This is a genomic window from Euzebya pacifica, assembly GCF_003344865.1.
Lineage (GTDB): Bacteria > Actinomycetota > Nitriliruptoria > Euzebyales > Euzebyaceae > Euzebya > Euzebya pacifica.
Window position 1 is genome coordinate 2,519,438 of record NZ_CP031165.1, and the last position, 23,804, is coordinate 2,543,241.

At 71.3% G+C, this 23,804-nt stretch carries 20 protein-coding genes and 1 tRNA gene; 9 read left to right on the plus strand and 12 right to left on the minus strand.

The window, feature by feature from the left end:
* Nucleotides 1–15: 15 nt before the first annotated feature.
* The gene (locus tag DVS28_RS10620) at nucleotides 16–951 is read right to left on the minus strand and encodes an SGNH/GDSL hydrolase family protein (RefSeq protein WP_114591424.1); all 936 of its coding nucleotides are present in this window, start codon (nucleotides 949–951) and stop codon (nucleotides 16–18) included.
* A 160-nt stretch (nucleotides 952–1,111) separates the two neighbouring features.
* Nucleotides 1,112–2,119, minus strand: a complete 1,008-nt coding sequence (locus DVS28_RS10625) for an NAD(P)/FAD-dependent oxidoreductase (RefSeq protein WP_114591425.1) — start codon at nucleotides 2,117–2,119, stop codon at nucleotides 1,112–1,114.
* 103 nt (nucleotides 2,120–2,222) lie between these two features.
* On the opposite strand from DVS28_RS10625, the gene DVS28_RS10630 reads away from it, so the two are divergent.
* Nucleotides 2,223–2,897 (plus strand): ACT domain-containing protein, encoded by a 675-nt coding sequence (locus DVS28_RS10630; RefSeq protein WP_164710376.1) that lies wholly within the window; start codon nucleotides 2,223–2,225, stop codon nucleotides 2,895–2,897.
* 29 nt (nucleotides 2,898–2,926) lie between these two features.
* Here DVS28_RS10630 and DVS28_RS29950 read toward each other — a convergent pair whose 3' ends face one another.
* Nucleotides 2,927–5,383 (minus strand): cell wall-binding repeat-containing protein, encoded by a 2,457-nt coding sequence (locus DVS28_RS29950; RefSeq protein ID WP_164710377.1) that lies wholly within the window; start codon nucleotides 5,381–5,383, stop codon nucleotides 2,927–2,929.
* Between the two features lie 58 nt (nucleotides 5,384–5,441).
* Here DVS28_RS29950 and DVS28_RS10640 point away from each other — a divergent pair, with 58 nt between their 5' ends.
* The 5 genes from DVS28_RS10640 to otsB are packed head-to-tail and all read left to right on the plus strand — an operon-like array spanning nucleotide 5,442 to nucleotide 9,859.
* Nucleotides 5,442–6,878, plus strand: coding sequence for a wax ester/triacylglycerol synthase family O-acyltransferase (locus tag DVS28_RS10640; protein ID WP_114591428.1), 1,437 nt, complete (start codon nucleotides 5,442–5,444; stop codon nucleotides 6,876–6,878).
* Nucleotides 6,875–7,681, plus strand: coding sequence for an XdhC family protein (locus DVS28_RS10645; RefSeq protein ID WP_114591429.1), 807 nt, complete (start codon nucleotides 6,875–6,877; stop codon nucleotides 7,679–7,681). Before DVS28_RS10640 ends, DVS28_RS10645 begins: the two co-directional genes overlap by 4 nt.
* Nucleotides 7,678–8,322, plus strand: coding sequence for a MiaE family protein (locus DVS28_RS10650; RefSeq protein WP_216826547.1), 645 nt, complete (start codon nucleotides 7,678–7,680; stop codon nucleotides 8,320–8,322). The genes DVS28_RS10645 and DVS28_RS10650 overlap by 4 nt, the downstream gene beginning before the upstream one ends.
* Complete coding sequence (locus tag DVS28_RS10655; protein WP_114591430.1) at nucleotides 8,322–9,116, plus strand: 5-formyltetrahydrofolate cyclo-ligase; 795 nt, start codon at nucleotides 8,322–8,324, stop codon at nucleotides 9,114–9,116. Before DVS28_RS10650 ends, DVS28_RS10655 begins: the two co-directional genes overlap by 1 nt.
* Nucleotides 9,113–9,859: a trehalose-phosphatase gene (otsB, locus tag DVS28_RS10660; RefSeq protein WP_164710378.1), complete on the plus strand. Its 747-nt coding sequence runs from the start codon at nucleotides 9,113–9,115 to the stop codon at nucleotides 9,857–9,859. Before DVS28_RS10655 ends, otsB begins: the two co-directional genes overlap by 4 nt.
* Nucleotides 9,860–9,910: 51 nt before the next feature.
* Here the strand turns inward: otsB and DVS28_RS10665 are convergent, their stop codons facing one another.
* From DVS28_RS10665 to DVS28_RS10680, 4 genes are all read right to left on the minus strand, one after another.
* Nucleotides 9,911–10,612: a hypothetical protein gene (locus DVS28_RS10665; RefSeq protein ID WP_164710379.1), complete on the minus strand. Its 702-nt coding sequence runs from the start codon at nucleotides 10,610–10,612 to the stop codon at nucleotides 9,911–9,913.
* A gap of 83 nt (nucleotides 10,613–10,695) precedes the next feature.
* Entirely contained in the window at nucleotides 10,696–12,174 is a 1,479-nt protein-coding gene (locus DVS28_RS10670) for an alpha,alpha-trehalose-phosphate synthase (UDP-forming) (protein WP_114591433.1), read from the minus strand.
* Complete coding sequence (locus DVS28_RS10675) at nucleotides 12,171–12,899, minus strand: lipoyl protein ligase domain-containing protein (RefSeq protein ID WP_114591434.1); 729 nt, start codon at nucleotides 12,897–12,899, stop codon at nucleotides 12,171–12,173. Before DVS28_RS10675 ends, DVS28_RS10670 begins: the two co-directional genes overlap by 4 nt.
* Nucleotides 12,900–12,981: 82 nt before the next feature.
* Entirely contained in the window at nucleotides 12,982–13,281 is a 300-nt protein-coding gene (locus DVS28_RS10680; protein WP_157965833.1) for a DUF3467 domain-containing protein, read from the minus strand.
* Between the two features lie 70 nt (nucleotides 13,282–13,351).
* Between DVS28_RS10680 and DVS28_RS29955 the strand changes: the two genes are divergently transcribed.
* Together DVS28_RS29955 and DVS28_RS10690 are read left to right on the plus strand one after the other, a co-directional pair.
* A complete protein-coding gene (locus DVS28_RS29955) occupies nucleotides 13,352–17,992 on the plus strand; it encodes a cell wall-binding repeat-containing protein (RefSeq protein ID WP_114591436.1) in 4,641 nt (1,546 codons plus the stop codon).
* 72 nt (nucleotides 17,993–18,064) lie between these two features.
* Nucleotides 18,065–18,138: transfer RNA gene (locus tag DVS28_RS10690), tRNA-Val, on the plus strand.
* A gap of 579 nt (nucleotides 18,139–18,717) precedes the next feature.
* Here DVS28_RS10690 and DVS28_RS30235 read toward each other — a convergent pair.
* The 3 genes from DVS28_RS30235 to DVS28_RS10710 all read right to left on the minus strand — a co-directional run bounded on the left by DVS28_RS30235 (nucleotide 18,718) and on the right by DVS28_RS10710 (nucleotide 20,974).
* Nucleotides 18,718–18,957, minus strand: a complete 240-nt coding sequence (locus DVS28_RS30235; protein WP_114591437.1) for a YgiT-type zinc finger protein — start codon at nucleotides 18,955–18,957, stop codon at nucleotides 18,718–18,720.
* Entirely contained in the window at nucleotides 18,954–19,220 is a 267-nt protein-coding gene (locus tag DVS28_RS10700; protein ID WP_114591438.1) for a hypothetical protein, read from the minus strand. Before DVS28_RS10700 ends, DVS28_RS30235 begins: the two co-directional genes overlap by 4 nt.
* 344 nt (nucleotides 19,221–19,564) lie before the next feature.
* On the minus strand, nucleotides 19,565–20,974 hold the full coding sequence (locus DVS28_RS10710; RefSeq protein ID WP_114591440.1) for an MFS transporter: 1,410 nt from the start codon (nucleotides 20,972–20,974) through the stop codon (nucleotides 19,565–19,567).
* A 116-nt stretch (nucleotides 20,975–21,090) separates the two neighbouring features.
* Between DVS28_RS10710 and DVS28_RS10715 the strand changes: the two genes are divergently transcribed.
* A complete protein-coding gene (locus DVS28_RS10715; protein ID WP_114591441.1) occupies nucleotides 21,091–21,978 on the plus strand; it encodes a helix-turn-helix domain-containing protein in 888 nt (295 codons plus the stop codon).
* A gap of 27 nt (nucleotides 21,979–22,005) precedes the next feature.
* Here DVS28_RS10715 and DVS28_RS10720 read toward each other — a convergent pair whose 3' ends face one another.
* Nucleotides 22,006–22,788 carry an SDR family NAD(P)-dependent oxidoreductase gene (locus DVS28_RS10720; protein WP_114591442.1) on the minus strand — a complete coding sequence of 261 codons (783 nt, stop codon included), beginning with the start codon at nucleotides 22,786–22,788 and terminating at the stop codon, nucleotides 22,006–22,008.
* A 177-nt stretch (nucleotides 22,789–22,965) separates the two neighbouring features.
* Nucleotides 22,966–23,652 carry an NAD(P)-dependent oxidoreductase gene (locus tag DVS28_RS10725; protein WP_114591443.1) on the minus strand — a complete coding sequence of 229 codons (687 nt, stop codon included), beginning with the start codon at nucleotides 23,650–23,652 and terminating at the stop codon, nucleotides 22,966–22,968.
* Between the last annotated feature and the right edge of the window lie 152 nt (nucleotides 23,653–23,804).

A 23,804-nucleotide genomic window follows, 5' to 3' on the forward strand; every position in this document is an offset into this window, starting at 1 on the left:
GGCCGCAGCGTCCGCTCAGGCGGCGGAGGCCACCGCGGGTGGTGCCGGAGGGGCGTCCTCTTCGGTGATACCCGGCAGCGCCGCGAGCTCCTCCCAGGCGGCCCGGTGGATCGCGTCCATCTCGGCCTGGGTGAAGGTGGCGGCCTGGACCGGCCGCTCGTCGTGCAGCATCGCCGTGAGGGACCGCGCCACCGCCTCGCCGAGCAGGGCGTAGCCAGCGGGGTTGGGGTGATAGTGGTCGGCGGCGAACAGCTCCTTGCCGCGCCGCCGCAGCGTGTCGCCCACCTCGCACCGGATGTCGATGTAGCGGGCCTGCGGCAGCCGTTGGGCCAACCGCCGCTGGATGGTGTGCAGCGTGTCGCCCATCGCGGAGGCGATCTCGCGCAGCGGCATGGTCAGCAGCGGAGCGGAGCCGACGGGGGGCAGGCCGGTGAAGACCACGGGCGCGCCGCCGGTCCGCTCGTGGGCCTGGACGGTCAACGCCTCGATCCGGCGGGCGAACTCCCACGGCGGGGTGCCACCGGTGGCGTCGTTGGCGCCGATCAGGACGATGACGAGGTCGGTGTTGTGGTCCAGCTTCGGGACCTGCTCGCGGATGACGTCGTCGACCTTGCTGGACGCGATGCCGTGGCTGCGCATCCGGATCGGACGGCCGAGATGGGCGGCCAGGCGATAGGCGGTCTGGGCCGGCAGCGACTGGCTGGCCCGGGGGGCACCGACACCTTGGACGAGGGAGTCGCCGAGGAAGGTCACCCGCAGCGGTTCGCCCTGGACCCACGGCGGCTGCACGGTGATGTCGACGGTGTAGTCGGGCCGGGGCAACATCGCGTTGGCCCGGATGCGTCGGACCTGTCGGCTGATGAGCAGCCCGAAGGTGCTCGGGACGGCCACGACGGCACCGACGGCCAGCGCGGTCAGGCTGCCCTGCGGTACGCGGGGTGCCCTGGCCATGTCGCCTCCTCGGTGTGTGTCCGTTGGTTGTACAAACGGTAACAACACGCCGAACTTGAGGCATTCCTCGTTCACAGGCCTGTCAGGTGACCGCCAGATTGCATCACCGGTGACCCGTCCGAACGGGCTGGTCGGCGGAGGGGCGATGGCCCCTCCCGGGCTACTGGTCCTTGCTCTTGTCCGAGGAATGGCCGGGGAAGACGCCCTTGTCGGGGTCGATGTAGGGGGCGGCGTTGTTGACGGCGGTCGCGGCCTCGCCGAACCCGACGCTGATGAGCTTCACCTTGCCGTCGTAGGTGGTGATGTCACCGGCCGCGAACACCCGGTTGAGGTTGGTGTGCATCGAGGTGTCCACGACGACCTGGCGCTTGTCCTGCTCGAGGCCCCAGCGCTTCAGCGGGCCGAGGTCGGCGGTGAACCCCAGGGCGGCCACGACGGCCTGGCACTTGATCGTGCGCTTCTCGTCGGTGCGGTTGTCGAAGATGTCGACGGACTCGATGCGCTCGTTGCCGTTGATGCGGGACACCTCGTGGAAGGTGTGGACGTCGATCCGCTCGTCGGCGATCACGTCGTCGACGGTGGTCTCGTGGGCACGGAACCGGTCACGACGGTGGATCAGCGTGATGGAGCGGGCGATGTTGCGCAGGTTGAGCGCCCAGTCGAACGCGCTGTCGCCGCCACCCACGATCAGGACGTCCTTGTCCTGCATGACGTCGAGTTTCGGGACGAAGTACTGCAGGCCCCGTCCCTCCCAGTTGTCGGAGTCGGGCAGCGGCCTGGGGGTGAACGTGCCGATGCCACCGGTGATCACGACGGCCTTGCAGCGCAGCCTCGCCCCCTTGTGGGAGGTGACGTCCACGTAGTCGTCCTGCAGGTCCATGTCCTCGGCACGGTGGCCGAGGTAGTAGGTCGGATCGAACTGGTTGGCCTGCGCCACGAGGTTGTCGACCAGGGTCTGTCCCTTGACCCGGGGGAACCCCGCGACGTCGAGGATGTCCTTTTCCGGGTACATCGCGCTGACCTGCCCGCCCGGCTCGATCAGGGAGTCCATGATCGCCACGGAGAACCCACGGAATCCGGCGTAGTACGCGCCGTACAGACCGGCGGGGCCGGCCCCAATGATCAGCAGGTCGACCTCGGTGGGCGACTCGGTGGACTGTTCGGTCATGGCATCTCCTGTGGCTCGCTACCTCTCGCGTTGGCCAGAACCTAGAGCACCCGGCGTCACGGACCCAACCGAACCGCGCTCGGGGTCAGTACGGTATGGACCCATGCGTTTCGCCCTGCGTCTCTCCCTTCCCGATCGACGAGGTGCGCTGAGCGCCGTGGCAAGCGCCATCGGCCGCGCCGGCGCCAACATCGTCTCCCTGGACGTGGTCGGGATCGCCGACGGCATGGCCATCGACGACGTGACGGTGCAGTCCGACGTGCCGGCGGACATCCTCCGTCGCGCCGTGGAGGAGGTGCCGTCGGTGGTCGTGGAGGCCATCCGCGAGACCGACACCTTCCGGGACCCGACGGCCCCGTTGGGGCTGGCCAGCGAGATGGTTGCCGCTGGGTCCGGGGCGGTCCCGATGCTGGTCAACGGCCTGATCGACGCCCTGTGGGTGTCGTGGGCGATGGTCGTCGCCGCCAGCATCACGGGCCCCCAGGTGCTGCACGCCTCCGGTGACGTCCCCGGCATCGACGAGCTCGAGACCCCGTGGCTGCCCATCGAGGACCTGCGACGGCTCACCCGTGCGCCGTGGATGCCCGCGGCCTGGCGTGATCAGCACGACCTCGAGGTCGTGGCGGCCCCGCTGTCGCAGCGCAACACCGCGCTGCTGGTCGGCCGGACCGAGGGCCCCCGTTTCCTCGACAGCGAGCTGACCCAGCTGCAACGGCTGGCCCGCATCGCCGTCAAGGTCGAGGTCATGGCCGGCAACGGCAACGGCGCCGCTCGGTAGGGCACCCCGGCCCGGTCCTCGACCGGTCGTCAGCCGGTGGCGAGCCGGTCGAGCTGCCACTGGGTGTAGCTCGACACCGCCACCGGGCCGCCGAGGATCCGCATCGCGCCGATGCTGCCGGCGTTGCTGGCGAACCAGGCGGCGGTCGCCGGGTCGGTGTCCAGCGTCATCGACGGGACCAGCATCAGCCTGCCCTGCCGTGCTGCGGCCAGCGGGCCCCCGGCAAGGGCGTCGGGGAAGTCGTCACCGCGGGCCACGATCACCTCCGCCGACAGGGTCATCTGCTGGGCCAGCCAGTCGTTGACCGCCCCGGACGTGGCGTACCGGCCGCCGCCACCGAGCCGGGTGACGACGACTCCGAGCGCGCGCAGCTGGTCGGTCACGGCAGCCGACAGCTGGCCGTCGCTGTCGATCACGACCACCTCGTCGACCCCGCGAAGCACGTCGGCCGCGGCCGGGTGCAGCTCCGCGGGCTGGGTCAGGAGGACCGGCATGCCGAGCAGCCCGCCCGGGCCGGCGGCGATCAGCGCATCGGGGAAGGTGAACGCCGGGACGAGGAACGCCCGGCTCGGACCGTCGCCCCCGCCGGCTGACTGCACCGCACGGGCCATCACGGCGGCGGTGTCGAAGCGGCTGTCACCTGCCAGCCGGCTGACGGCGAACCCGGCGGCCTCCAGCTGGGTGACGACCTCGGGGGCGATGACCGCCTCGCCGCCCAGCAGGCGGACCGACGACACGCCCAGGTCCCGAAGCGCCTGGACGGTCTGGGCCGGGACCGACGACGTCCCGGTCAGCAGCAGCGGACCGCCCAGCGCCGCCGCCAGCGGGCCCCCGGCCAGGGCGTCGGGGAAGCTGGAGGAGACCGCCAGCACCGCGGTCGAGGAGCCGGAGGGGTGGGCCGCTCGGGCGATCGCCACGGCCGTGTCGATGCGGCCCGCCCCCTGCAGCCTGGAGGTGGTGGTGAAGGAGTAGTCGTGCACGACCTGCAGCGACGTGGCGACGGTGCGGATGGCGCTGTCGCAGCACGGCGAGTTGCGCAGCACCCCGTCGACGACCATCTGGGAGGACCCGCCGCCGTCGAGGCTCAGGGCCTCCACGGCGCCGAGGGAGATCATGTACTCGGCCAGCTCACCGATGGTGAAGCCGTGGGTGATGCCGGGCCGGCGCCCGTCGGCGGTGACCATCAGCAGCCGCCCGTCGGCGGTGACGCCGATGGCGGTCCGCGGGGCCCGGACGTCGGAGTGGATCTGGGGCTCGAATCCCTCCGACACCCAGTCGCCCGGGTCGGTCGGGCGGCTGTCCTTGACGATCATCGGCCCGCCCGCCAGCCCGTGGAGGACCTGTGCCCACGCCTCGTCCCGGGTCGGGTCCAGCGCCGTGGACGTGGTCGACAGCCCGACCTGGTCGCCGACCTCAACCCCGTCCAGCGCACCAGCGTCGGCGCCGGTGGCCACGACGATGACCTCACCACCGCCGGCCTCGAAGGTGCCGGCGCTGTCACGGGAGATGCCGATGACCGTCCCGCCGATGCCACCGGCAGCTGGCCACGCCCCCGCGGCGATGCGCAGGACGGCAAGGTCGACGGGCGGCTGCTCGGGCTCGGCACCCGGCAGGGGAGGGGGCGCCGGCTGGTCGGGGTCGGTCGGGGCGGGCGTCGGCTCGGGCTCCGGCGGCGGGGGCTGCCGCGGTTCGGTCACGGCCACCGGCCCGCCGTGGTCGGGGGTGTAGGCCAGCAATGAGTCGATGCCGTCGGCGAACAGCTCGTCGTACTCGCGATGCCCCCGGTTGATGCCGTCCACGTCCAGGTTGGCGCCGTTGGCCAGGACCAACGTCTGCGTCGTGTCGATCCGGTCGATCACGACCCGGCCGTCGGCGGTCCAGCCGACGGTGCCGCGGGGGCCCACCCCCTGGCTCTCGGCATCGCTGACCAACCGACCGTCGATGGCGAAGAAGCCGTTGGGTTCGCCGTACGGGTCGCGCAGCCAGAACCCGCCGTTGGTGGCCGCCACCGATCCGGCCAGCGGATCACCGCTCTGGGCAGCGACGGTCGCCGTGCCCCTGACCGAGCCGCCCGCGAGCGTCGGCCGGACGCTGACGTCGGCGCCGGGGTCGAGGTGGAGGATCTGCACGTCGACGTTCTTGCCGTCCGACAGCGTCGTGCGGCGCGCGTCCAGCCGCACCCCGGGCCAGACCGGACCGCCGCCGGGGGCTGGCTCGCCCTCGAAGCCCGCGAACGCCGATCCCTCGGGGCCGGGCAGCCAGCCGTCGTCCACCAGGCCGCCCTCGGGGGCGGTGGACCCTCCGCCCGTGGCCTCGTGGGTGTCCACCGAGCGGGCAGGGTCACCGTCCGCAGCGGGTGCCGGGACCAGCCCGCCGAGCAGGGCGAACGGGATCAGGAGGACAACGAGGGTGGATCGGGGTGTGGGGAGGAAGCGCATCTGCCCATCGATGCTGCCGCAGTTCGCTGCCCCCGTGGCAGAACCCATGCCGTGAGCGCGCCCGCCCGATTCCCGCCCCGGCCGTCGGCCTCCTACGCTGTCGGGTATGGCTGTCGATCGGCTCAGCGTCCTCGACTCCTCCTTCCTGGAGCTGGAGTCACCCAACCACCACATGCACGTGGGTGGCCTCGGCATCTTCGAGGCCGGACTCAGGTACGCCGACGTCGTCCGTGTCCTGCGTGACCGCATCGAGCAGGTCCCCAACGCCCGCCGTCGTGTCCGTGCCCTCCCTGCCGTCGCGGGACGGCCGCTGTGGGTGGACGACCCCGACTTCGACCTGACCTACCACGTGCGTCACGCTGCCCTGCCGGCGCCCGGCGATGCCCATCAGCTCGGCGAGTTCCTGTCGCGGCTGATGGGCCGAGCGCTGGACCGCGACCGGCCGCTGTGGGAGATCTACGTGATCGACGGGCTCGAGGGCGACCGCGTCGGCATGTTCCGCAAGGTCCACCTCGCGATGGCCAACGGCGAGGCGGGCGACCCGTTCAGCGTGCTGCTGGACGAGGGTCGCAACGAGCTGCAACCAGAGGTCGGTCGGTTCAACCGGGCATGGCACCCCGACCGCCCGCCGCCCCGGTCCGCGGTGCTGGCCGATGCGATGGGCTCGCGCCTCGAACGCGTCCGGCAGGTCGGCCTGGCCGCGGTCGAGTCGCTGGACCCCCGGGTCGGGCTGCCCCGGGCCGGCGCGGTGGCCGAGTCCGCCTTCGGGTTGGTGACCCGCCTCGTGCAGGGTGCCCCGACGTCGCCGCTGAACCGTCGCCTGTCCCCACACCGCCGGTTCGCGACCGCGACCTGCCAGCTCGACGACCTGCGCATCGTCCGACGCGCGTTCGGTGGATCGATCAACGACATCGTCGTGACGGTCGTCGGTGACGCGGTCGGACGGCTGCTGCGCTGGCGGGGTCACGAGACCAAGGACCTCGACCTCAAGATCATGGTCCCCGTCCGGGTCCACGAGGGGGCGACTCACCAGCCGGGGCTGGGTGAGGCGTTCACCGTCGGCGACGGGGTCGTCGGCGTCCTCGCGCCCCTGCCGGTCATGGAGATGGATCCGGTCGCCCGGTTGTACCGGATCATGGGCGAGCTGGCCGGCCTGAAGGAGTCCCGCCAGGCCGTTGCCGCTGACCAGCTGGTCCGGGTTGCCGGCTATGCGCCGCCCGCCATGCATGCCCTGGCCGCCCGTGTGGTCTCCGGCGAGCAGCGGTACAACATCGCCCTGTCCAACGCGCCGGGCCCCCAGACCCCCCGGTTCCTCGCCGGCAACCTGCTGGAGGAGTCCTACCCGTTCATCCCGCTGGCCGGTGACTCGGCGCTGTCGTTGGCCGTGTCCTCCTACGACGGCCGGATGCACTTCGGGCTGCTCGGCGACCGGGACACCCTCTTCGACATCGACCGCCTCTCGGACTTCGTCACCGAGTCCGTGGCCGATCTGCGGCACGCTGCCGAGGTGCACCTCGCCGCTGAACAGGAGTCGACCTCGTGAACGTCTATGACGCCCTTGCCAACGCCCGTGGCCGCGGCCGCCGGGTCGTCCTGCTGACGGTGCTCGCCGTCAGCGAGGACGCGTCGTCCCACAGCGGGGCCAAGATGGTCGCCGACGCCGACGGGTCCGTCGCCGGATCACTGGGCTGCTCGGAGTTCGACACCGCCGGTGTGGAGCTCGCCGGGGAGGCGCTGCGGGTCGGTGGACCGATCCGTCGACGCGTGACCTTCGGCGGGCACGACGAGGAGGAACGCAGCATCGAGGTGTTCGCCGAGGTCCACGAACCGGAGGCAGCCGTCCTGGTCTTCGGGGCCAACCCCGTCGGGTGTGCCGTCGCGCGGCAGGCCGACATGATCGGCCGGCGGGTCACGGTGGTGACTCCCGGTGGGACCACCGACGTGCCACCGGCGGTGGAGGTCAAGGCCGACGACCCCGGACGCTTCCTGCTGGTCGCCCCTCCGGGTCCGAACGACGCCGTGCTGCTCAGCGACCACGACGCCCCCTACGTCGATGAGGTCCTGCGTGTGGCGTTGGCCAGCGAAGCCGGCTTTGTCGGCATGCTGGGGTCGCGTCGCCACGCCCCCGGCGCGGTCCGCCGCCTGCGCGAGGCCGGCACCCCCGAGGCCCACATCGCCCGGCTCCGCGCGCCCGTTGGCCTGGACATCGGCAGCCGCACCCCCGAGGAGATCGCCCTGTCGATCGTCGCGGAGATCCTCGCCGCGGAGAACGGCCGCGACGGCGGCCGCATGGGGCTGGACTGGTCGCAGGGGACCGACGGCGACGGCGAGGAGGAGGCGCGGTGACCGGCCCGGAGGACCGTGTGCTGACCGTCCGCGACCCGCTGATCCCCGACGAACGGGTCGACGCGCTGCGCATCGCCACCCCACCCGGCTGGGAGGAGGTGGCCCTGGCCGACCTGCGTTCGACCATGAGCGACCACGCCCACGCCGAGAAGAAGGCGGCGCTGTCGGCGCTTTCGATGCTGAACCGCTACCCCGACCGCGACGACATCGTCTACCGGATGGCCAAGCTGGCCCGCGAGGAGATCCGCCACCTCGACCAGGTGCTGACCCACATGCGGGCCCGCGGCTGGACGTTGATGGCCGACCGGCCCGACCGCTTCGCCAAGGCCCTGCTGGCCGAACGCCGTGGCGGCGCGGGCGAGGCCGAGCTGTGCGACAAGCTGCTGGTCGCCGCGCTCATCGAGGCACGGTCGTGGGAACGGCTGAATCTGCTGTCGCTGGCGCTGGAGGATGCCGGCGACCCGCGCCTGGCGGCCTTCTACGACGAGCTCGCCCGTTCCGAGGCCGGCCACTACCGGGTGTTCGTGGAGCTGGCGCTGGCCGAGTGCCCCACCGAGGACGTCGTCGGACGCCTGTCCTACCTCGCGGAGGTGGAGGCCGCCGTCATCGCAACGTTGCCACACCAGCCGCGCATCCATTGATGGCCGGCCCGGGACGGGGCCGTACACCGAAGGACCACGCCCACGACGCCGGCGGTGACCCCGAGGTCCTGGCCGCGAAGGCGGCCCTGCGCGAGGAGGCATGGCAGGCCGTCGTGGATGCCGAGGCCGCCCGGTTCCCCGGGGCGTTCCACCGGATCCCCAACTTCGTCGGCGCCGAGGCGGCAGCGGAAGCGTTGCGTGACACGGCCGCGTGGGCCGACGCGGTGACGGTGAAGTCCAACCCCGACAGCCCCCAGTGGCCGGTCCGGCAGCGGGCGCTGGAGGACGGCAAGACCGTCTTCATGGCGGTGCCACGCCTGGCCGAGGCGCATCCCTTCGTGGCGCTGCGACCCGACGAGATCCCGGTCACGCCGCGAAAGGCCGCCTCGATCAAGGGGTCCTCGGTCCACGGGGTCCCCGTGGCGGTCGAGGCGCTGGAGCCCGTCGACCTGGTCATCACGGGCTGCGTCGCCGTCGACGAGGCCGGTGGACGCCTGGGCAAGGGCGGCGGCTTCGCCGACCTGGAGTTCGCGATCGCCCAGGAGGCCGGGATGATCACCGAGGACACGATCGTGGCGACCACCGTGCACGACTGCCAGGTCGTCGACGTCGGGCGCATCCCCGTGACCGAGCACGACGCGCCCCTGGACCTGATCGTCACCCCCACGCGGGTGATCGAGGTCCGCGGACGACGTCCACGTCCGGCGGGGATCCGTTGGGACGAGCTGACCGACGACAAGATCGCGGCCATCCCGCTGCTGCAGCGCCTGGCCGTCCGGAAGGACCGAACGTGACCATCGACTGGCCCGCGGGCCCCCTCGACCGCGCCTGCCTGGTGCTGGACTTCGACGGCACCCTCGCCCCGATCGTGTCGGACCCGGCGACGTCGGCCATGCCGGACTCGACGCGGACGGTGCTGGCCTCGCTGGTCGGCCGCGTCGGTCGGCTGGCGATCGTGTCGGGTCGGCCCGCAGGGTTCCTGGCCGAACGCGTCGGCGTCGACGGCGCCGAGCTGGTCGGCCTGTACGGGCTGGAGCGGGTGGTCGACGGATCGGTCGAACCGGACCCCCGCGTCGCCCCCTACCTGGATGCCCTGGCGGCGGCGAAGGTGGCGATGGGGGAGGAGGTCGCCCGCTGGGAGGGTGCGGAGCTGGAGGACAAGGGTCGGGCGTTCGCCGTGCACTGGCGTCGGGCCGCTGACCGGGACGCGGCAGCGGTGGCGCTGGAGGCCATGGCCCGGCGTGTGGCCGGCGAGCTCGCGGTGGAGGACGGGAAGATGGTCGTCGAGCTGCGGCCGCCCGTGGCGGCCGACAAGGGCACCGCCGTCGCCCTGCTGGCCGACGGCTTCGACGACGTCTGCTTCGCCGGGGACGACCTCGGCGACCTGCCGGCCTTCGCCGAGGTCCGCTCCCGTGGGGGGCTTGCCGTCGCCGTCGACCACGGCGAGGAGACCGACCCCCGCGTGCGTGCGGCCGCCGACGTCGTCGTCGACGGCACCGCCGGCTTCGCCGACTGGCTGGCCGCCCGCCTGGCCTGAACCGATCGGCCAACCCGCGCCGCCAACGGTCCCGGGACGGGGTGGACCGACCTACTTCAGGACGGTACCGAACGCGTCGGCGTCGTTGATGGACAGGCTGGACGGCGTCTCGGCGGAGTCGTAGTACAGGACGTGGTTGCCGTCGCCGTAGTAGGCCTCGCTGAACTGCAGGACGATCTCGTGCCTGGTGGTGGCGGTGTTGTCGGCCAGCTTGCTGTACAACCCCGTGAACTGGAAGTAGGCGGTCTGCAGCTCGCTGTCGTGGGTGACGGTCATCATTTCGGCGGTGTCGGCTGCGGCGTTGCCGTAGTTGTCGTAGACGGTCGTGCCACCGATGCTCAGGCGGACCCGCATGTTGGGGTTGGCGGCCAGGGCCGCGTCCAGGGGGTTGCCGAGGTACATCGCGGCGGACATCTCGTCGATCACGCCGGTGAAGGCCCCATGGATGGTGTGGGAGAACCGGGGATCGGTGTCGTCCACGAACGTGACGCCGGGCACCACGTTGACGTTGACGCCTCCGCTGCGCCGGTCACCGGACGTCGGCGCCTCGTCGGTCAGGCCGATGGCCTGGAGGTTCCCCAGATTGCCCCCGAGGCCGGTGAGGTACTTGGTGTCGTGGCAGGCCAGGACCTCGGTGGCGGGGTCGTTGGGGAAGATGTCGTAGCAGTCGCCCTCGGCAGCGCCGGCGACGGCACCGCCCAGCGGCAGGACCAGCGCGAGGGCTGCAGCGGCGAACGTGGGGAATGACTTCATGGCCTGGACCTTCCGAGGACGTTGGGGTTGGTCGGCCAGTTCGACGCGGTGGGGGGTCATTCCTCCCCGGAGGATCGAAGTCGTCAGTCGCCGACGGCCACGTCCAGGGCGCGACGTTGTGCGCTCAGCCAGTCAGCCGGGGTGCCCGACGACGCGGCGTCCTTCAGGGCAGCGGCCCGGCGGGCTCGCTCCTCGGCCCCCATCTCCAGGGCGTGTTCGAGCGCGTCCACGGTCTGTTCGACGTCGAAGGGGTTGACGAAGACCGCATCGGTCATCGTGTCGGCCGCCCCGGCGTTGCGGGACAGGACGAGCACCCCGTCGCGTTCGTTGAGGGCCGGCCCCTCCTTGGCCACCAGGTTCGTCCCGTCGATCACGGGGTTGGTCAGCAGCACGTCGTAGGACTGCATCGACGCCACGACTCGCGGGAAGCTGTTGTCGACGTCGATCTCCAGGACCGACTCGCCGTGGCGTCCGCAGATCTCCTCGCCCAGATCGATGCAGCGCTGCAGGTACTCGCGGTACTCCGGTACCCCCTGTCGGGAGGGGTTGAGCAGCACACGGAAGTGCACGCGGTCGACCAGGTCGGGGCGACGCTGCAGCAGCAGGTCGTAGGCGACCAGGCCACGGAGGATGTTCTTGGACAGGTCCGTGCGGTCGGCCCGCACGATCAGCTGGCGGTCGCCGACCTGCTCGACCAGGGCGTCGCGTTCGGCGATCGCCGCGTCGGATGCCGCCACCTCGGCCAGGCTGTCGGCGTCGATGCCGAGCGTGAAGTCCTTCAGCAGCAACCGGCCACGCGGCGACGCGACCCACGTCCCGTCCGGCGTCGGTTCCACCGCCGGGCAGCCGCCCAGCTGGACCAAGCAGGAGCGCAGGGTGTCGGTCCACTCCGACGCCGACAGGCCGACGACGTCGCAGGCAACGAGCCCGTCGAGGATCGCGGTGACCATGGGGTCGGGGAGCCGCCGGAAGTACGTCGGGTGGACCCACGGCGTGTGGATGTAGTGCAGGATCCTTGCGCCCGGGATCGCCGCGCGGATGTGCGGGGCGGCGGTCAGCAGGTGGTAGTCCTGCAGGTGGATCTCTGGGGTCGGGTCGTCCCCGGCCTCGGCGACGACGGCCTCGGCAACCTGGCGGTTGACGTCCTGGTAGGCCGCCCACGCGTCGGTCCAGCCGTCACCGAGCGGGTAGTACGGCTCGGACCACAGCTGGTGCAGGGTGAACCACAGCAGCCGGTTGGCGACCTTGTTGTAGTAGTCGTCGTAGACCTCGCCGACGTCGACGAGACGCAGGGTGAAGCGGCCCTGGCCGGTGTCGGCCGTGAACGCCTGCCCGTCGTGGGCGGCCGACATCTCGCGGTCGCCGTCCTCCAGCGCCACCGACACCCAGGTTCCCGGCCGCTCCTGCAGGGCGCCGCCGAGCGCCACGATCAGCCCGCCGGCGCCCCGTGAGGGTGTCCACGAGCCGTCGTCGGCCTGCGACCACGACACGGGGCCGCGGTTGGACGCAACGATCAGCTTGCCGGTGCTCGCCGGATCGGTCTCCATCGCGTCAGCGCTCATCGGTCGGCGGCGAGCAGCCGGTCCTGGACGGCCCGGACGATCGAGGCGTCGCTCACCGGTGGGGTCAGCAGGTCGTCGATGCCGACCGCGGCTGCCTCGATGGCCTCGCGGGCCACCTCGACGTCCAGGGCCTCGATCAGCGGGCCGGGCCGCCAGGTGCGGTGGATGCCGCACTGGATCAGCGCGCCGGACTGGCGGCGACGCTGGGACAGCCCGACCAGCTTGCGGCCGCTCGCGATCACCTCGCCCTTGCCGAGGGAGGCGTAGCAGACCTCGGCGAGCGGACGCAGGTGCTCGGGGCCCAGCCGGCTGGCGGTGGCCGCGCCGGTGTGGACGGCCAGGTCGTGCACACCGAGGTCGGCCAGGGCGGCCATCCACGCCGCACCGATCGGGGCGAACACGGCCCCGAGGTCGGCGTCGTCCAGCCAGGGGTGGCCAGCCGGCAGGACGACGTCGCACGACAGCAGCTCGGCGTCCATCAGGACCGCACCGCCGCCGGAATGGCGCTGCAGCCGGGTGTGCCCAGCGACGGGCTTGGCGTCGCGCTGGCCGCGGCCGAGCACGATCGCCTCGTCGGTCGAGACGTACCAGCGGATGCGGGGACGACCGTCGTTGCCGGCCTCCTCCAGCAGCTCGGGGCTTCTGGCCAGCAGCTCGTCGGACGGGCCGCGCTCGAGGCCGAGCAGGATCCAGTCATCGGCGGAACGCGCCGCGGGGGCGGTCATCGTGTTGCTCCTCGGTGTGGTGTGTTGGGGCGGTGACGTGGCGGTTCGTCACCCGTGGTGGTTCGTCAACAGGGGCGGGCGGTCAGCCGATCTCGGCAACCATGCCGAACTTGTCCTCGTACCCGGTCATGTTGGTGTTCAGCGCCCGGATGACCTTGCCGACCATCGTCGGGGCGATCTTGACACGCGAGACGACCTCCGCCTGCACCTTGCCCGGCTCGCCGCCCGGCATGATCTGGCAGAAGTCGAGGGTGAACTCGTGCGCCGAGTGGCTGACGACGAGGAAGTTGGCGTAGGTGCCGAACCGCTCGTCGTCGTCGACCTTGATGTTGACGCGGGGCTGCTGGGGCGGCTGGGGCTGCTGCGGGTCGGTGTCGCTCATGGCCAGCATGGTAGGGCGCCGGTCGAGGGTCGGGTGTTATCGTCACAGCACGCATCCGATTGGAGCGGGCGTGAGGGCACACCGCCAGATCCGTGCGGGTCTGCCCCGCACCGCCGCGGTGTGGGTGGTCGTGCTGCTGGGGCTGACGGCGCCGCCCGACGTGGCGGCCCAGGACGAACCCGAACCGGTCATGGACGTCCTCCGCACCGCCGACGGCGCGGTTCCACCGGAGGACTTCGGGACCGCCATCGGCCACGTGGTCGACGACGCCGGACGGATCGTGGCGTTCGCCACCAGCGTCGGCGGGGTGCTGAACGACCAACCGGACGACAACGACGCCAGCGACGTCTACATCTGGGACCGGACGGACGGCCGGACCCGGTTGATCTCGACCGCCAACGGCAGCGACGCCGCCGCGGACGGTCCCGCCACCAACCCCAGGATCAGCCGGGACGGCCGCTACGTCTTCTACCTGTCGGACTCCACCAACGGCGCTCCCCAGCCCAACACCAGGGACGACGGATCGCGGCTGGGCACGATGCTGCTGCGCTACGACGTCGACCGGGGCACCACCGAGCTGGTGACCCGCTCGGTCGACGACCGGCGGGCGTGCGGCCAGGTCAACAGCAACGAGTCCGTCTTCGGGGCCCGTGCGCCGTTCGAGATCGCCGACGACGGGTCGGCCGTCGCGTTCACCGCCAGGTGTCCGGACCTCGTCTACCCCGCGGAGGACACGACCGCGTGGTTCAACGACGAGCTGTACCTCTGGCGCGAGGGCCACGGCGTCGACTGGCTCAGCGAGGGCATCCCCGCGCCGACTGCCCAGGACCCCCACGTCGGATCGGGTGTGCGGCACGTCGTCCGCGGCATCTCCAGCGACGGGGCGGTCGTCACGTTCTCGGCCCAGACCAGCGGACAGCGTTGGCAGGCCTTCGACCGATCCGCGTTCGAGGAGACCGCCAACTTCTTCCTCTACACGTGGCGCGCCGGCCTGATCGAACCCGTCTTCTTCAACAACGACCTGAGCCCCGTCGGGTCGTCGTTCCATGCGATGGCCCTCGCCGGGGACGGTCGCACGTGGGCGGTCATCCCGCGCGAGGCGTCCCAACGGTGTGGCCCGACACCGGCGGTGTGTGTCCGTCGTGGTGACTCGATCGCCGCGGACATCGGCCCCATCGACCTTCCCGGCCCGCTGTCGCAGTCCGGCATCGCGCTGGCCCGCAACGGCGCTGGACTGGTCCTCGAGACGATCGGCGAGCGAAGTGACTCCGGGGCGTGGTTCCACGATCTGGAGACCGGTGAGAACATCCTGGTGACACGGACCCCCGACGGCGAACCGGTTGACACGCTGCAGCCGACCGAGCTGATCGGCTTCAACCAGCGGGACCGTGCCGTGGTCAGCGACGACGGGACGGCGGTCGTGTTCCGTGGGGACCCGGCCCTCTTCGGGTTCGGCAACGCCGACGAACCCTTCTCGCGTCCCGAGGGCAGCGCCGACCTGTTCGTCTTCGACGTGCCGACGCGGACGGTCGGGCTCGTCGCCCAGCCCGGAACCGCGTCCACCGGCGGATTCGTGCACATCAGCTCCTTCGGGCAGGTCATCACCGGTTCCGGCGAGGTCGTGGTGTTCCTGAGCTCCCAGCAGCTCAACGACGACGACACCGACGACGGGGTCGACCTCTACGCCTGGGGCGGGCCGGTCGAGCTGCCTGACCCCGACCCGGTCGTGGAGGCCATCGAGGTCAACCAGGGCATCCAGACACGGGTGGCACGGGCCGGCGCAATCGACTCCACCGTCGACTATCCCGACCAGGACGTGCCGTTCGTCGTCGGGCGGGACACCTTGGTCCGCCTGTACCCGTTCGCAGGGGAGGGTGCCGATCCTGCGGTGTACGACGTCGACCTCCGCCTGCAGGTCGAGCTCGACATCGCCCCAGGGGTGCTGCCGCCGCAGGTCGTGCTGGAGACGACGACGGTGATCCGGCCCAACGTCTTCGGTGAACCGCGCCCCGTGGTCGGCCCGGCGGATGCGGAGCTGGACCGCCAGCTGCTGGTCATGCGGGCCGACCCGTCCAGGACGGTGGAGTTCGTGCTCGACGGCGACGCAGTGCTGTCGGAGGGCGAGGTCGTCGGCGCGGACCTGGTGCCCCGCGAGCTGATCCGCGGCGTGTGGCTGACCCCGTGGCACGAGTTCGAGGACCGCGCCGTCGGCGGCACTGTCCGTGTTGACCTTCAGCCGGCCGAGGACCTTCGGGTGCACCTGCTCAACTTCACCGGTCCGCACTTCAGGAACCTGACAGACGAGTTCGGGCGTCCCGGCGCGAACGCCGACATCGGACGCTTCCGCCGTGAGGTCGTGCCGTACCTGGAACGCACCACGCCCTTCGCCGGCGTGGCCGTGGCGTCGGCCACCGACGTGGTCCTGCAGGACCCCTCCCGTCCGTTCCGGGCCCGGGGTGCCGATGGGCGTGTCCGGCAGCTGGCCCCGGCCAACGACTGCCTCCGGGCGCTGCACCTGGCGGCCCTGGCGGCCGCGGGCAACGTCGCCCCGACCGCGCCTGCCGACTACACCGTCACCCTCGGGTACGGCACCACGTTCCGCGCCTGCTTCGGCCTCGCCTATGGCTTCGACGGGGCACGGCTGGGCGCGTCGGCGGCCACGCGCTACGGCAACGCCTGGCCGATGGTGACGGCGTCCCTTGGGGACTCCGCGGCCCACGAGCTGGGACACACCATGGGGATTCGCCATGCCGACGGCAGCCATCGGGAAGCCGATGCCGAGGCGTGGCCCTACGGCCGCGGCTGGATCAACCCCTCGACCAGCGGTCCCGAGCGGCAGGCGTTCGGCGCGTTGATGACCGACCTCAGCGGGCAGCTGATCGCCACGCCGCTGGGCACGGCGGTCCTGTCCAACAGCTGGACGGCGTCGGTGCTGGACTTCTGTCCGACCACGGGGGAGCGGACCGCACCGTGCACCAACGGCGACGCCCAGCAGGGGGCCGAGCTGATGAGCTACGGCAGCTCGCCCCCGGCGGTGGACCTGTCGCCGCTGGTCACGACGGTCAGGGACCGGTGGCCCTCGGACCTGACGTGGCGGCGGATGGTTGCGGCGATGGGTGGGCTGCCGACCACCACGCCGTTCCCGCCGTCCTCACCGGCCCCGGAGGCGTCTGCTCCTGCGCCCCGGCAGGCACCGCCCGGGGCGGACGGCGCGCTGGTGGTGTCGGTGCTCGAGCAGGACGGCGAACGGTTCCTGCTGCCGGCCGACCACGTGTCGGGCCGGGGCGCGATCGTGGAGGCCGAGTCCGACGACCTCGTCGTGGAGGCCCGGGACGCCGACGGCGGAGTGCTCGCGGCCGCGCCGGTGATCGAGGGCGTGCAGGAGGAGGCAGAGGCGGTGCTGCACGTCGCCGTCCTGCCCGCGATGGCCGACGTCACGTCGCTCGTGCTGGTGGAGGACGGCGACGACGCCATCGCGTGGCCCGCCTCGGCCAACGCGCCCACGGTGTCGCTGACCGTGCCCGAGACGGTCACGGCCGACCGCGCGACCGTCGAGCTCGCGGTCGACGACGCCGACGCCGACGACGTGCTGGGGGCCACCCTGTCGATCTCCGTCGACGGTGGGGAGACCCGGTCGCTGCTGCGGCACCTCGATCCGGCCGAGACCGGTCCGGCCACGATCGACCTGTCCGGCTTCCCGACCGGGCCGGCGATCCTCCGTGCTGCCGTCTCCGACGGGCTGCTGGTCGACATCGCGGATGCGGACCTGGTCATCGGCCCGCTGCGCCGGTTGTCCGGTGACTCGCGTGTTGCGACGGCCATCGAGGTGTCCCGTGCCAGCCATCCCGAGGACGGGTCTGCGGCCACCGCGGTGCTTGCCCGCGCCGACGGGTTCGCCGATGCGCTGTCGGGTGCGACGCTGGCCACGCAGGTCGCCGGACCGCTGCTGCTGAACCCGACCGACCGGCTGGCCGACGAGGTCGCGGCCGAGCTGACCCGGCTGGACGTGGACGAGGTCGTCCTGCTCGGTGGGGTGTCGGCGCTGTCGGCGCAGGTGGCCGCGGACCTCGGTGCCATGGGCGTCACCGTCGAACGGGTGGCCGGGGACTCGCGCTTCGCCACCGCGGGCGCGGTCGCCGACCGGGTCGACAGCGCGCACGCGTTCCTGGTGGAGGGGGCGAACGCCGACCCCGGGCGGGGCTGGCCGGACGCGGTCTCGGCCTCGGCGCTCGCGGCCTTCCGTGGTGACCCCGTGCTCCTTGCCACACGGGACGAGCTGCCCGCAGCGACCGCCGAGGCGCTGACTCGCAACGGTATCGGCGCGGTGACGATCGTGGGTGGCACGGCCGCCGTCGGGGATGCGGTCGCAGCGGCGTTGACCGACCTCGGGATCGCCGTGGAACGGGTGGCCGGCCCTAGCCGCTTCGCCACCTCCGGCGAGGTCGCGGCGCTGGCCCAGCAGCTCGGAGCCGACGGCAACCGGGTGTGGCTGGCGACCGGCTCGAACTTCCCCGACGCCCTGGCCGCCGGCCCTGCCGCTGCAGCCGACGGTGGCGTGCTGCTGCTGGTCGACCGCGACACGCTGGACGGTTCCCCCGCGGTGGGGGAGTGGATCGAGGACCACCCGGACCTGTCCCAGGTGACGCTCGTCGGTGGCACGGCCGCGATCAGCGACCAGGTGGCCGCCGACCTCGAGGCCCGGGCTGGCTGACCGGTCGACGCAGACATCCCGGGTCGAACCCGTACCATGTTGCTCCGCGCCGTCCTCGGACGGCACGCTCTCGGGCGCTTAGCTCAGATGGCGAGAGCGCCTCGTTTACACCGAGGAGGTCGGGGGTTCGAGCCCCTCAGCGCCCACCGACTGTTGTCGATTCGACAACGTCGCCGCGTGACCGCTAGCTGTTCAAGAGCGTCGCAACGTCATTGACGATCAGTTGGGTTACCTCTAGACCCTCATGACACGTGTTGATCGTTTTGCTCATTCGTCGCGTCCGTCGCGACCGGTCGCCCTGCTTCTCCGGGCGCTGTAGGTCGAGTTCATGAGACACCTCGTTCCGAGCCACGAAGAGCACGCGGAGGCCACCTATTCGCTTGCGAATATCCTTGTGGTCGATGCCGAGCGCACCTGCAACTCGCTGAACCTCCTCGGCGGACTGATGGCCGTGAGTCTCGAATGAGTTGCTTCGAGGTCGCATCCATACCCGCCCCCGTGAAGACGAGGGCGGCTCGCAGGAGGTCGGCTTCGTTCTCGGGTAGACGCCCTCGGATGTCGCCTCCTTGCGATTTCCGAAGATCGCGGATCTGGGTGAGTCCCAAGCAGCGCATCGACCGAGTCATAGGCCCCAGCGAGGAACCTCTGAGCAGTCTCAGTGGTCCGGCCGAACTCAGCGGGCGAACGACCCCTTAGCGTGACCATCACAAGTCAGCTGATAGAGGTCATGCCGCAGCTGACCCGGCCCAATGCAGTTGCGCGCTCTCGGCACCGCTAGCCAGCAACTGGTCGAACAACTCATCAAGGCGCTTCGCGACCGGCATTGTCAGCCACACCTGGCCGCAGGCCGGGCAGACCTCAACCGGCACGTCCAGTACGAGGGCCGTCCGGCCATCCCGTTCAGCCAGACGTGCTCGCCGCTCGGGCTGGCGCACCCCCTGATCGCATCGTCCGCAGCGGGTCATGGCTTCCTCACCTTGTAGTCGGCGCTCCAGCGCTCCTTGTCGGGTTCATACACCGTCACGATACGCTCCTCCTCACGGATGTCATCCACGACCACAACCACGTGGAGCGGTCGGGTCCACTCGATGATGAGCACCAGCTCCTTGACACCGTCATCGACCGCCGCTTCCTCGATGACCGCTCCACCGCCGAGCAGCTCCTCGAACTCGGCCAGCGTCATGTCGATCGAACGCACCTTGTCGAAGACGTGGTCGGTGAGGACCACGCTGTAGCCCTCGCGCCGGGCTGGAGTCATGGTCAGAGTCTCCCATGCGGGTGCGACAACCCCTCAAAACCGAGACAGGCCGGAAGTGGAGACGCGGTGAAGGCCCTGTCAGGGCCACGCGGACCGCTTGCTGACGCTCGCGATGGTCCTGCTCGTGGGGAATAGGGTCGACTGGACCCCCGGCTGGGGCCGCCCACCAGTCGAACCGTGGCCGAGGCGCCCGAGGAGGCGTTCTTCGGCTTGCTCGCCCACCGTGACGATGGGGCCCTCGAGCGGTCGACCGACAGCGCGCTCGACTTGGCCGTACCGGCCACTCGAGCCGGGCCTTGCCCGATCCATGGCGGTCACGGCAGCCGGAGGAACGTCGCGACCAGGAGTGCGGCGGTGATGGTGATGGCGGCGTTGACGGCGATGGCGACCTGCAGCCCGGGAAGCAGGGCAGCGGCCACCACGCTGGTGGCGATGGCGGACATGACGGGGGTACCGAGGGCGATGCCCACCTGCTGACTCATCGTGACCAGCCCGGTGGCGAGGCCCTGTTGGTCTGCCCCGACCCCGGCGGTGGAGGCCACGGTGTAGGCGACGATCGCGACGAGGTTGGCGATGCCGCCGAGGAACGTCAGGACCAGCAGCGGAACCAGCCACACGCGGTTGCCGCCGGCGAACGCCAGCGGTGCAGTCGCGCCGGCTTGGCACATCAAGCCGAAGACAATGGCCGTCTTGGCGTTGGTCCGGTCGATCACCTTGGGAGCGACGAGGCCGCCGAGGACGGTACCGACGCCGAGAACCCCGAGGACGAGCCCGGCGGTGACGGGGCTGTAGCCGAGCACCTGCTGCAGGTAGAGCGTCAGGATGAACACCAGTGAGGTGAAGGTCCCGAAGGCCAGCAGCCCGGCGGCGTTGCCCCAGGCGATGTTGCGCTGCCGCAAGAGGGCCGGTTCGACGAGGGGCTGGGCCACGCGGGACTCGATGGTGAGGAAGATCGCGAACAGGGCGACCGCGCCCAGGACCGGCCCCCAGGTTCCGGGGTGGGCCCAGCCGTGGTGCCCAGCGGTGTCGATGCCGAACACCAGCGCGACCAGGGCCAGGGTGATGGTGACCGCACCGGGGACGTCGAGCGCGGGGCGGGGGCCGCGGGCGGGGTCGCGCAGCACGAACGGCGCGGTGGCGACGACCGCGATCGCGACGACAACGTTGACGAAGAACGCCCAGCGCCACGACACCGTCCCTGTGAGCAGGCCGCCGAGCACGGCTCCGCCGGTGAACCCCGCGGCCATGAGCGCGCCGTTGAGGCCGAGGGCACGGGACCGCGCCGGCCCCTCCGCGAACATCGTGGTCATCAGCGACAGCGCGGTGGGGGTGACCATCGCGGTCGCGAGTCCCTGCCCGACGCGGGCGGTGATCAGTAGTACGGGCTCCGTGGCGAGGCCGCCGGCCAGGGAAGAGAGGCCGAGCAAGACGATCCCGATCACGAACAGGCGCTTGCGGCCGTACAGGTCGGCGACCCGTCCGAAGAACAGGGTGAAGCCGGCGGCGCACAGGGCGAAGGACGTGACGATCCACTGCAGTGCGGAGGTGGCGAATCCGAGCTCGCTGCCGATGTGTGGCAAGGTGACGTTGAGGATGGAGAAGTCCACGGCGAGGGTGAAGTTCGCGGTCAGCAGGACCGCCATCGCGATCCGCTCCGCGGAGGTGAGGGGTTGGGCGCGCGCGTTCGCGGTCGATGATGGTGGGACGGTGTCGATGTCGGTCATGGACCGCAGGTTCCGACGCCATGGGGTGGGTAGCCACCACCCTCGCGTGGGGAGTCCGTGGTCGCCTGGCACTGGCAGGGGTAGGTTCCGCTGCGCCGGCGCGCCACAATGGGGGCATGGAACGACCGTCATCGGACGCGGTGCCCGCCGGGGCTGACGTCCATCGCCCGGTCACGGAGCTGGGTGAGTTCCTGCGTTCTCGCCGGGACCGGATCACCCCCGAGGAGGCCGGCGTGCGCAGCTATGGCCGCCGGCGGGTTCCGGGGCTGCGACGTGAGGAGCTGGCGCAGCTGGCAGGGGTCTCGGTGACCTACCTGACCCGGCTGGAGCAAGGACAGTCGCACAACGCCTCCGACGCCGTCATCGACGCGCTCGCCCGCGCCCTGCGGCTCGACCCCGACGAGCGGGCCCACGTGGACGCACTCGTGCATCCGAGGCCCGTTCGCCGGTCCCACCCGTACAGGCCGGAGACGGCCAGACCCGGCGCGGTGCAGCTGTTGCGTTCGATGGGCGAGGTGCCCGCGGTGCTCCTCGGGCGGTTCAACGACATCCTTGCCTGGAACCGCGCCGGGCACCTGTTGCTCGCCGGGCACCTCGACGACGACGCACCCTCGAGGGTCGAGGGTCGGCCCAACCAGCTCACGCTGCTGTTCCTCGATCCCCACACCCGAGACCTGTACGTCGACTGGGCGGAAGAGGCCGCACGGGCGGTCGCCTCCCTGCGGTACGTGGCCGCGCAGTTCGCCGACGACCGGCGCCTGGCGGGGCTGGTGGGTGAGCTGAGCGTGAAGAGCCCCGAGTTTGCCTGCCTCTGGGCTGGCCACGACGTGCGGTTGTGCACCAGCGGCGCCAAGCGCCTCCGGCACCCGACGGTCGGGGTTCTGGAGCTGGGGTTCGAGGTCCTGCATCTGCCCGAGGGGAACGGGCAGCGCCTCCTCACCCACACCGCAGCGCCCGGAAGTGCCTCCTCAGCAGCGCTGCGCCTGCTCGTGTCGACCGCGTAGGCCGCCGTCGCAATCCGTGGGCCGCACTCACAGCTGGCGGAGCGCACCGCCATCAACGGCCCACTCTGCACCGGTCACTTGTGAGGCCCTGGGGGAGAGCAAGTAGGCGATCACGCCGGCGACGTCCTCTGGGCGGCCGACCCGGCCCGTCGGCAGCCGCCGCTCGTCACGGACGAAGGTCTCGACGGCGGTGTCGGGGTCGGTGTCGAAGCGGTCGGCCAGCTGCTCGGCAAACCCGCCCGGCGCGTCGAACAACGCCGTCCGGGTCGGACCGGGCGAGACGACGTTGGAGCGGATGCCGTCCGGTCCGAACTCGATCGCAAGCGACTTCGACAGTGACAGCAGCGCGGCCTTCGACGCCGCATAGGCGGCCATCGTCGGGTCGGGCATCCGGCCTGCCTCGCTGCCGATGTGCACGAGGCTTCCACGGGTCTCCCGCAGGGCGGGGACCACCGCGCGAGCAAGGCGGGCGGGGGCGAACAGGTTCGTTTCGAACGTCGATCGCCACTCCTCGTCGGCGAAGCCAAGGAGGGACGGGCGCGTCTCGAAGCGCGCGGCGTTGTTCACCAGGGCGTCGATGCGCCCATACCAGGCCAGGGTTCGGGTCATCACATGGTCCCCCGCGGCCGGGTCGGACAGGTCCGCGGCCACGAAGTCGACCGTGTCGGGGAGTACCCCGGGCTGGGGCTCGCTGCGGGCCACGGCCACGACACGGGCGCCTTCGGCCACCAGCTCGTGGGCGGTGGCGAGGCCGATGCCGCTGGTGCCGCCGGTCACGATGACGACGTGGCCGTCAAGGTCGAGGTTCACGAGATGCCCTTCTTGACGTGGATGGAGACCCCTCGTCAGGGAGGGGGACGCGCCGGCCACATCGAGTGAGAACCGGACACGCTCAGACCCTGCGGCGGTCTCCAGGTCGCAACCAGAACCCCACGCTGCCCAGCACCGTCAGGGACACCAACGCCGCAGCGGCCACCGTCGCCGGCGTCAACGGGCTCCCGAATGGGCCAGCGCCGACTCGCTCATCCGGCTGACGATGGCCGGCGCCTCACCGACGAGCGTGTCGTCGGTCAACGCCTCGACCATGAACAGCGCGAAGTCCGTCCGACGGGTCCGGTTGCTCTCCAGCACCGGGTCACCGACGTGCTGCGACCACACGGGCAGGCCCTCGCTCGGCCCCTCCTCCAGATCGCTTCCGCGCACCACCGTCCAGCGGCGGTCGCTGGCGAAGATCCGCCGGCACGCCTCCACCTGGTCGTCGATGTCGACGAACCGGAAGAACCGAGCCAGCACCGTCACGATCGGAAGGGTCAGGCGCAGGCGCCACGAGTATCGGTCCTGACCGTCCCTCGTGATGTGCCAACCACAGGAGAACACCACCCGTGCGTCCGGTTCGGCATGGTCCAGGACGGCTTGGGCAGTCCCGGACGAATAGCCCTTCACCCCGAACGGCACCAGGACGACCAACACGCCGTCGCAGCCGGCAACCGCCTTCGCGATGACCGCTGGATCGTCGGTCCGCCCCGGCACGATCGTGATCCGGTCGGCCACGTCGGCGAGCTTGTCGGTGCTCTTCGGCCGACAGACGCCGACCACCTCGTGTCCACGCTCCAGCGCGTGCTCGATCATGTAGCGGCCCAGCTTGCCGGACGCGCCGATGATGCAGACCCTCATCCCTCTGTCCTTACTTAGTACGGTTGGTCAGGACAGAACCGTACACCGTACGAACGCGGTCGTGCCAAGAGAATTCTTCGACTGGGTCACGCCGCCCCTGTCGATCTGTCCGATCCTGTTCGTGGTGATGGTGAGCGGCGGGGACGACCCGG

Coding starts and splice junctions, on each gene's coding strand:
- DVS28_RS10625 (WP_114591425.1), bottom strand. CDS start 2,119: ATGACCGAACAGTCCACCGAGTCGCCCACCGAGGTCGACCTGCTGATC.
- DVS28_RS10630 (WP_164710376.1), top strand. CDS start 2,223: ATGCGTTTCGCCCTGCGTCTCTCCCTTCCCGATCGACGAGGTGCGCTG.
- DVS28_RS10620 (WP_114591424.1), bottom strand. CDS start 951: ATGGCCAGGGCACCCCGCGTACCGCAGGGCAGCCTGACCGCGCTGGCC.
- DVS28_RS10725 (WP_114591443.1), bottom strand. CDS start 23,652: ATGAGGGTCTGCATCATCGGCGCGTCCGGCAAGCTGGGCCGCTACATG.
- DVS28_RS10675 (WP_114591434.1), bottom strand. CDS start 12,899: ATGACCGCCCCCGCGGCGCGTTCCGCCGATGACTGGATCCTGCTCGGC.
- DVS28_RS10680 (WP_157965833.1), bottom strand. CDS start 13,281: ATGAGCGACACCGACCCGCAGCAGCCCCAGCCGCCCCAGCAGCCCCGC.
- DVS28_RS10640 (WP_114591428.1), top strand. CDS start 5,442: ATGGCTGTCGATCGGCTCAGCGTCCTCGACTCCTCCTTCCTGGAGCTG.
- DVS28_RS30235 (WP_114591437.1), bottom strand. CDS start 18,957: ATGACCCGCTGCGGACGATGCGATCAGGGGGTGCGCCAGCCCGAGCGG.
- DVS28_RS10655 (WP_114591430.1), top strand. CDS start 8,322: ATGGCCGGCCCGGGACGGGGCCGTACACCGAAGGACCACGCCCACGAC.
- DVS28_RS10710 (WP_114591440.1), bottom strand. CDS start 20,974: ATGACCGACATCGACACCGTCCCACCATCATCGACCGCGAACGCGCGC.
- DVS28_RS29950 (WP_164710377.1), bottom strand. CDS start 5,383: ATGGGTTCTGCCACGGGGGCAGCGAACTGCGGCAGCATCGATGGGCAG.
- DVS28_RS10670 (WP_114591433.1), bottom strand. CDS start 12,174: ATGAGCGCTGACGCGATGGAGACCGATCCGGCGAGCACCGGCAAGCTG.
- DVS28_RS10715 (WP_114591441.1), top strand. CDS start 21,091: ATGGAACGACCGTCATCGGACGCGGTGCCCGCCGGGGCTGACGTCCAT.
- DVS28_RS10665 (WP_164710379.1), bottom strand. CDS start 10,612: ATGAAGTCATTCCCCACGTTCGCCGCTGCAGCCCTCGCGCTGGTCCTG.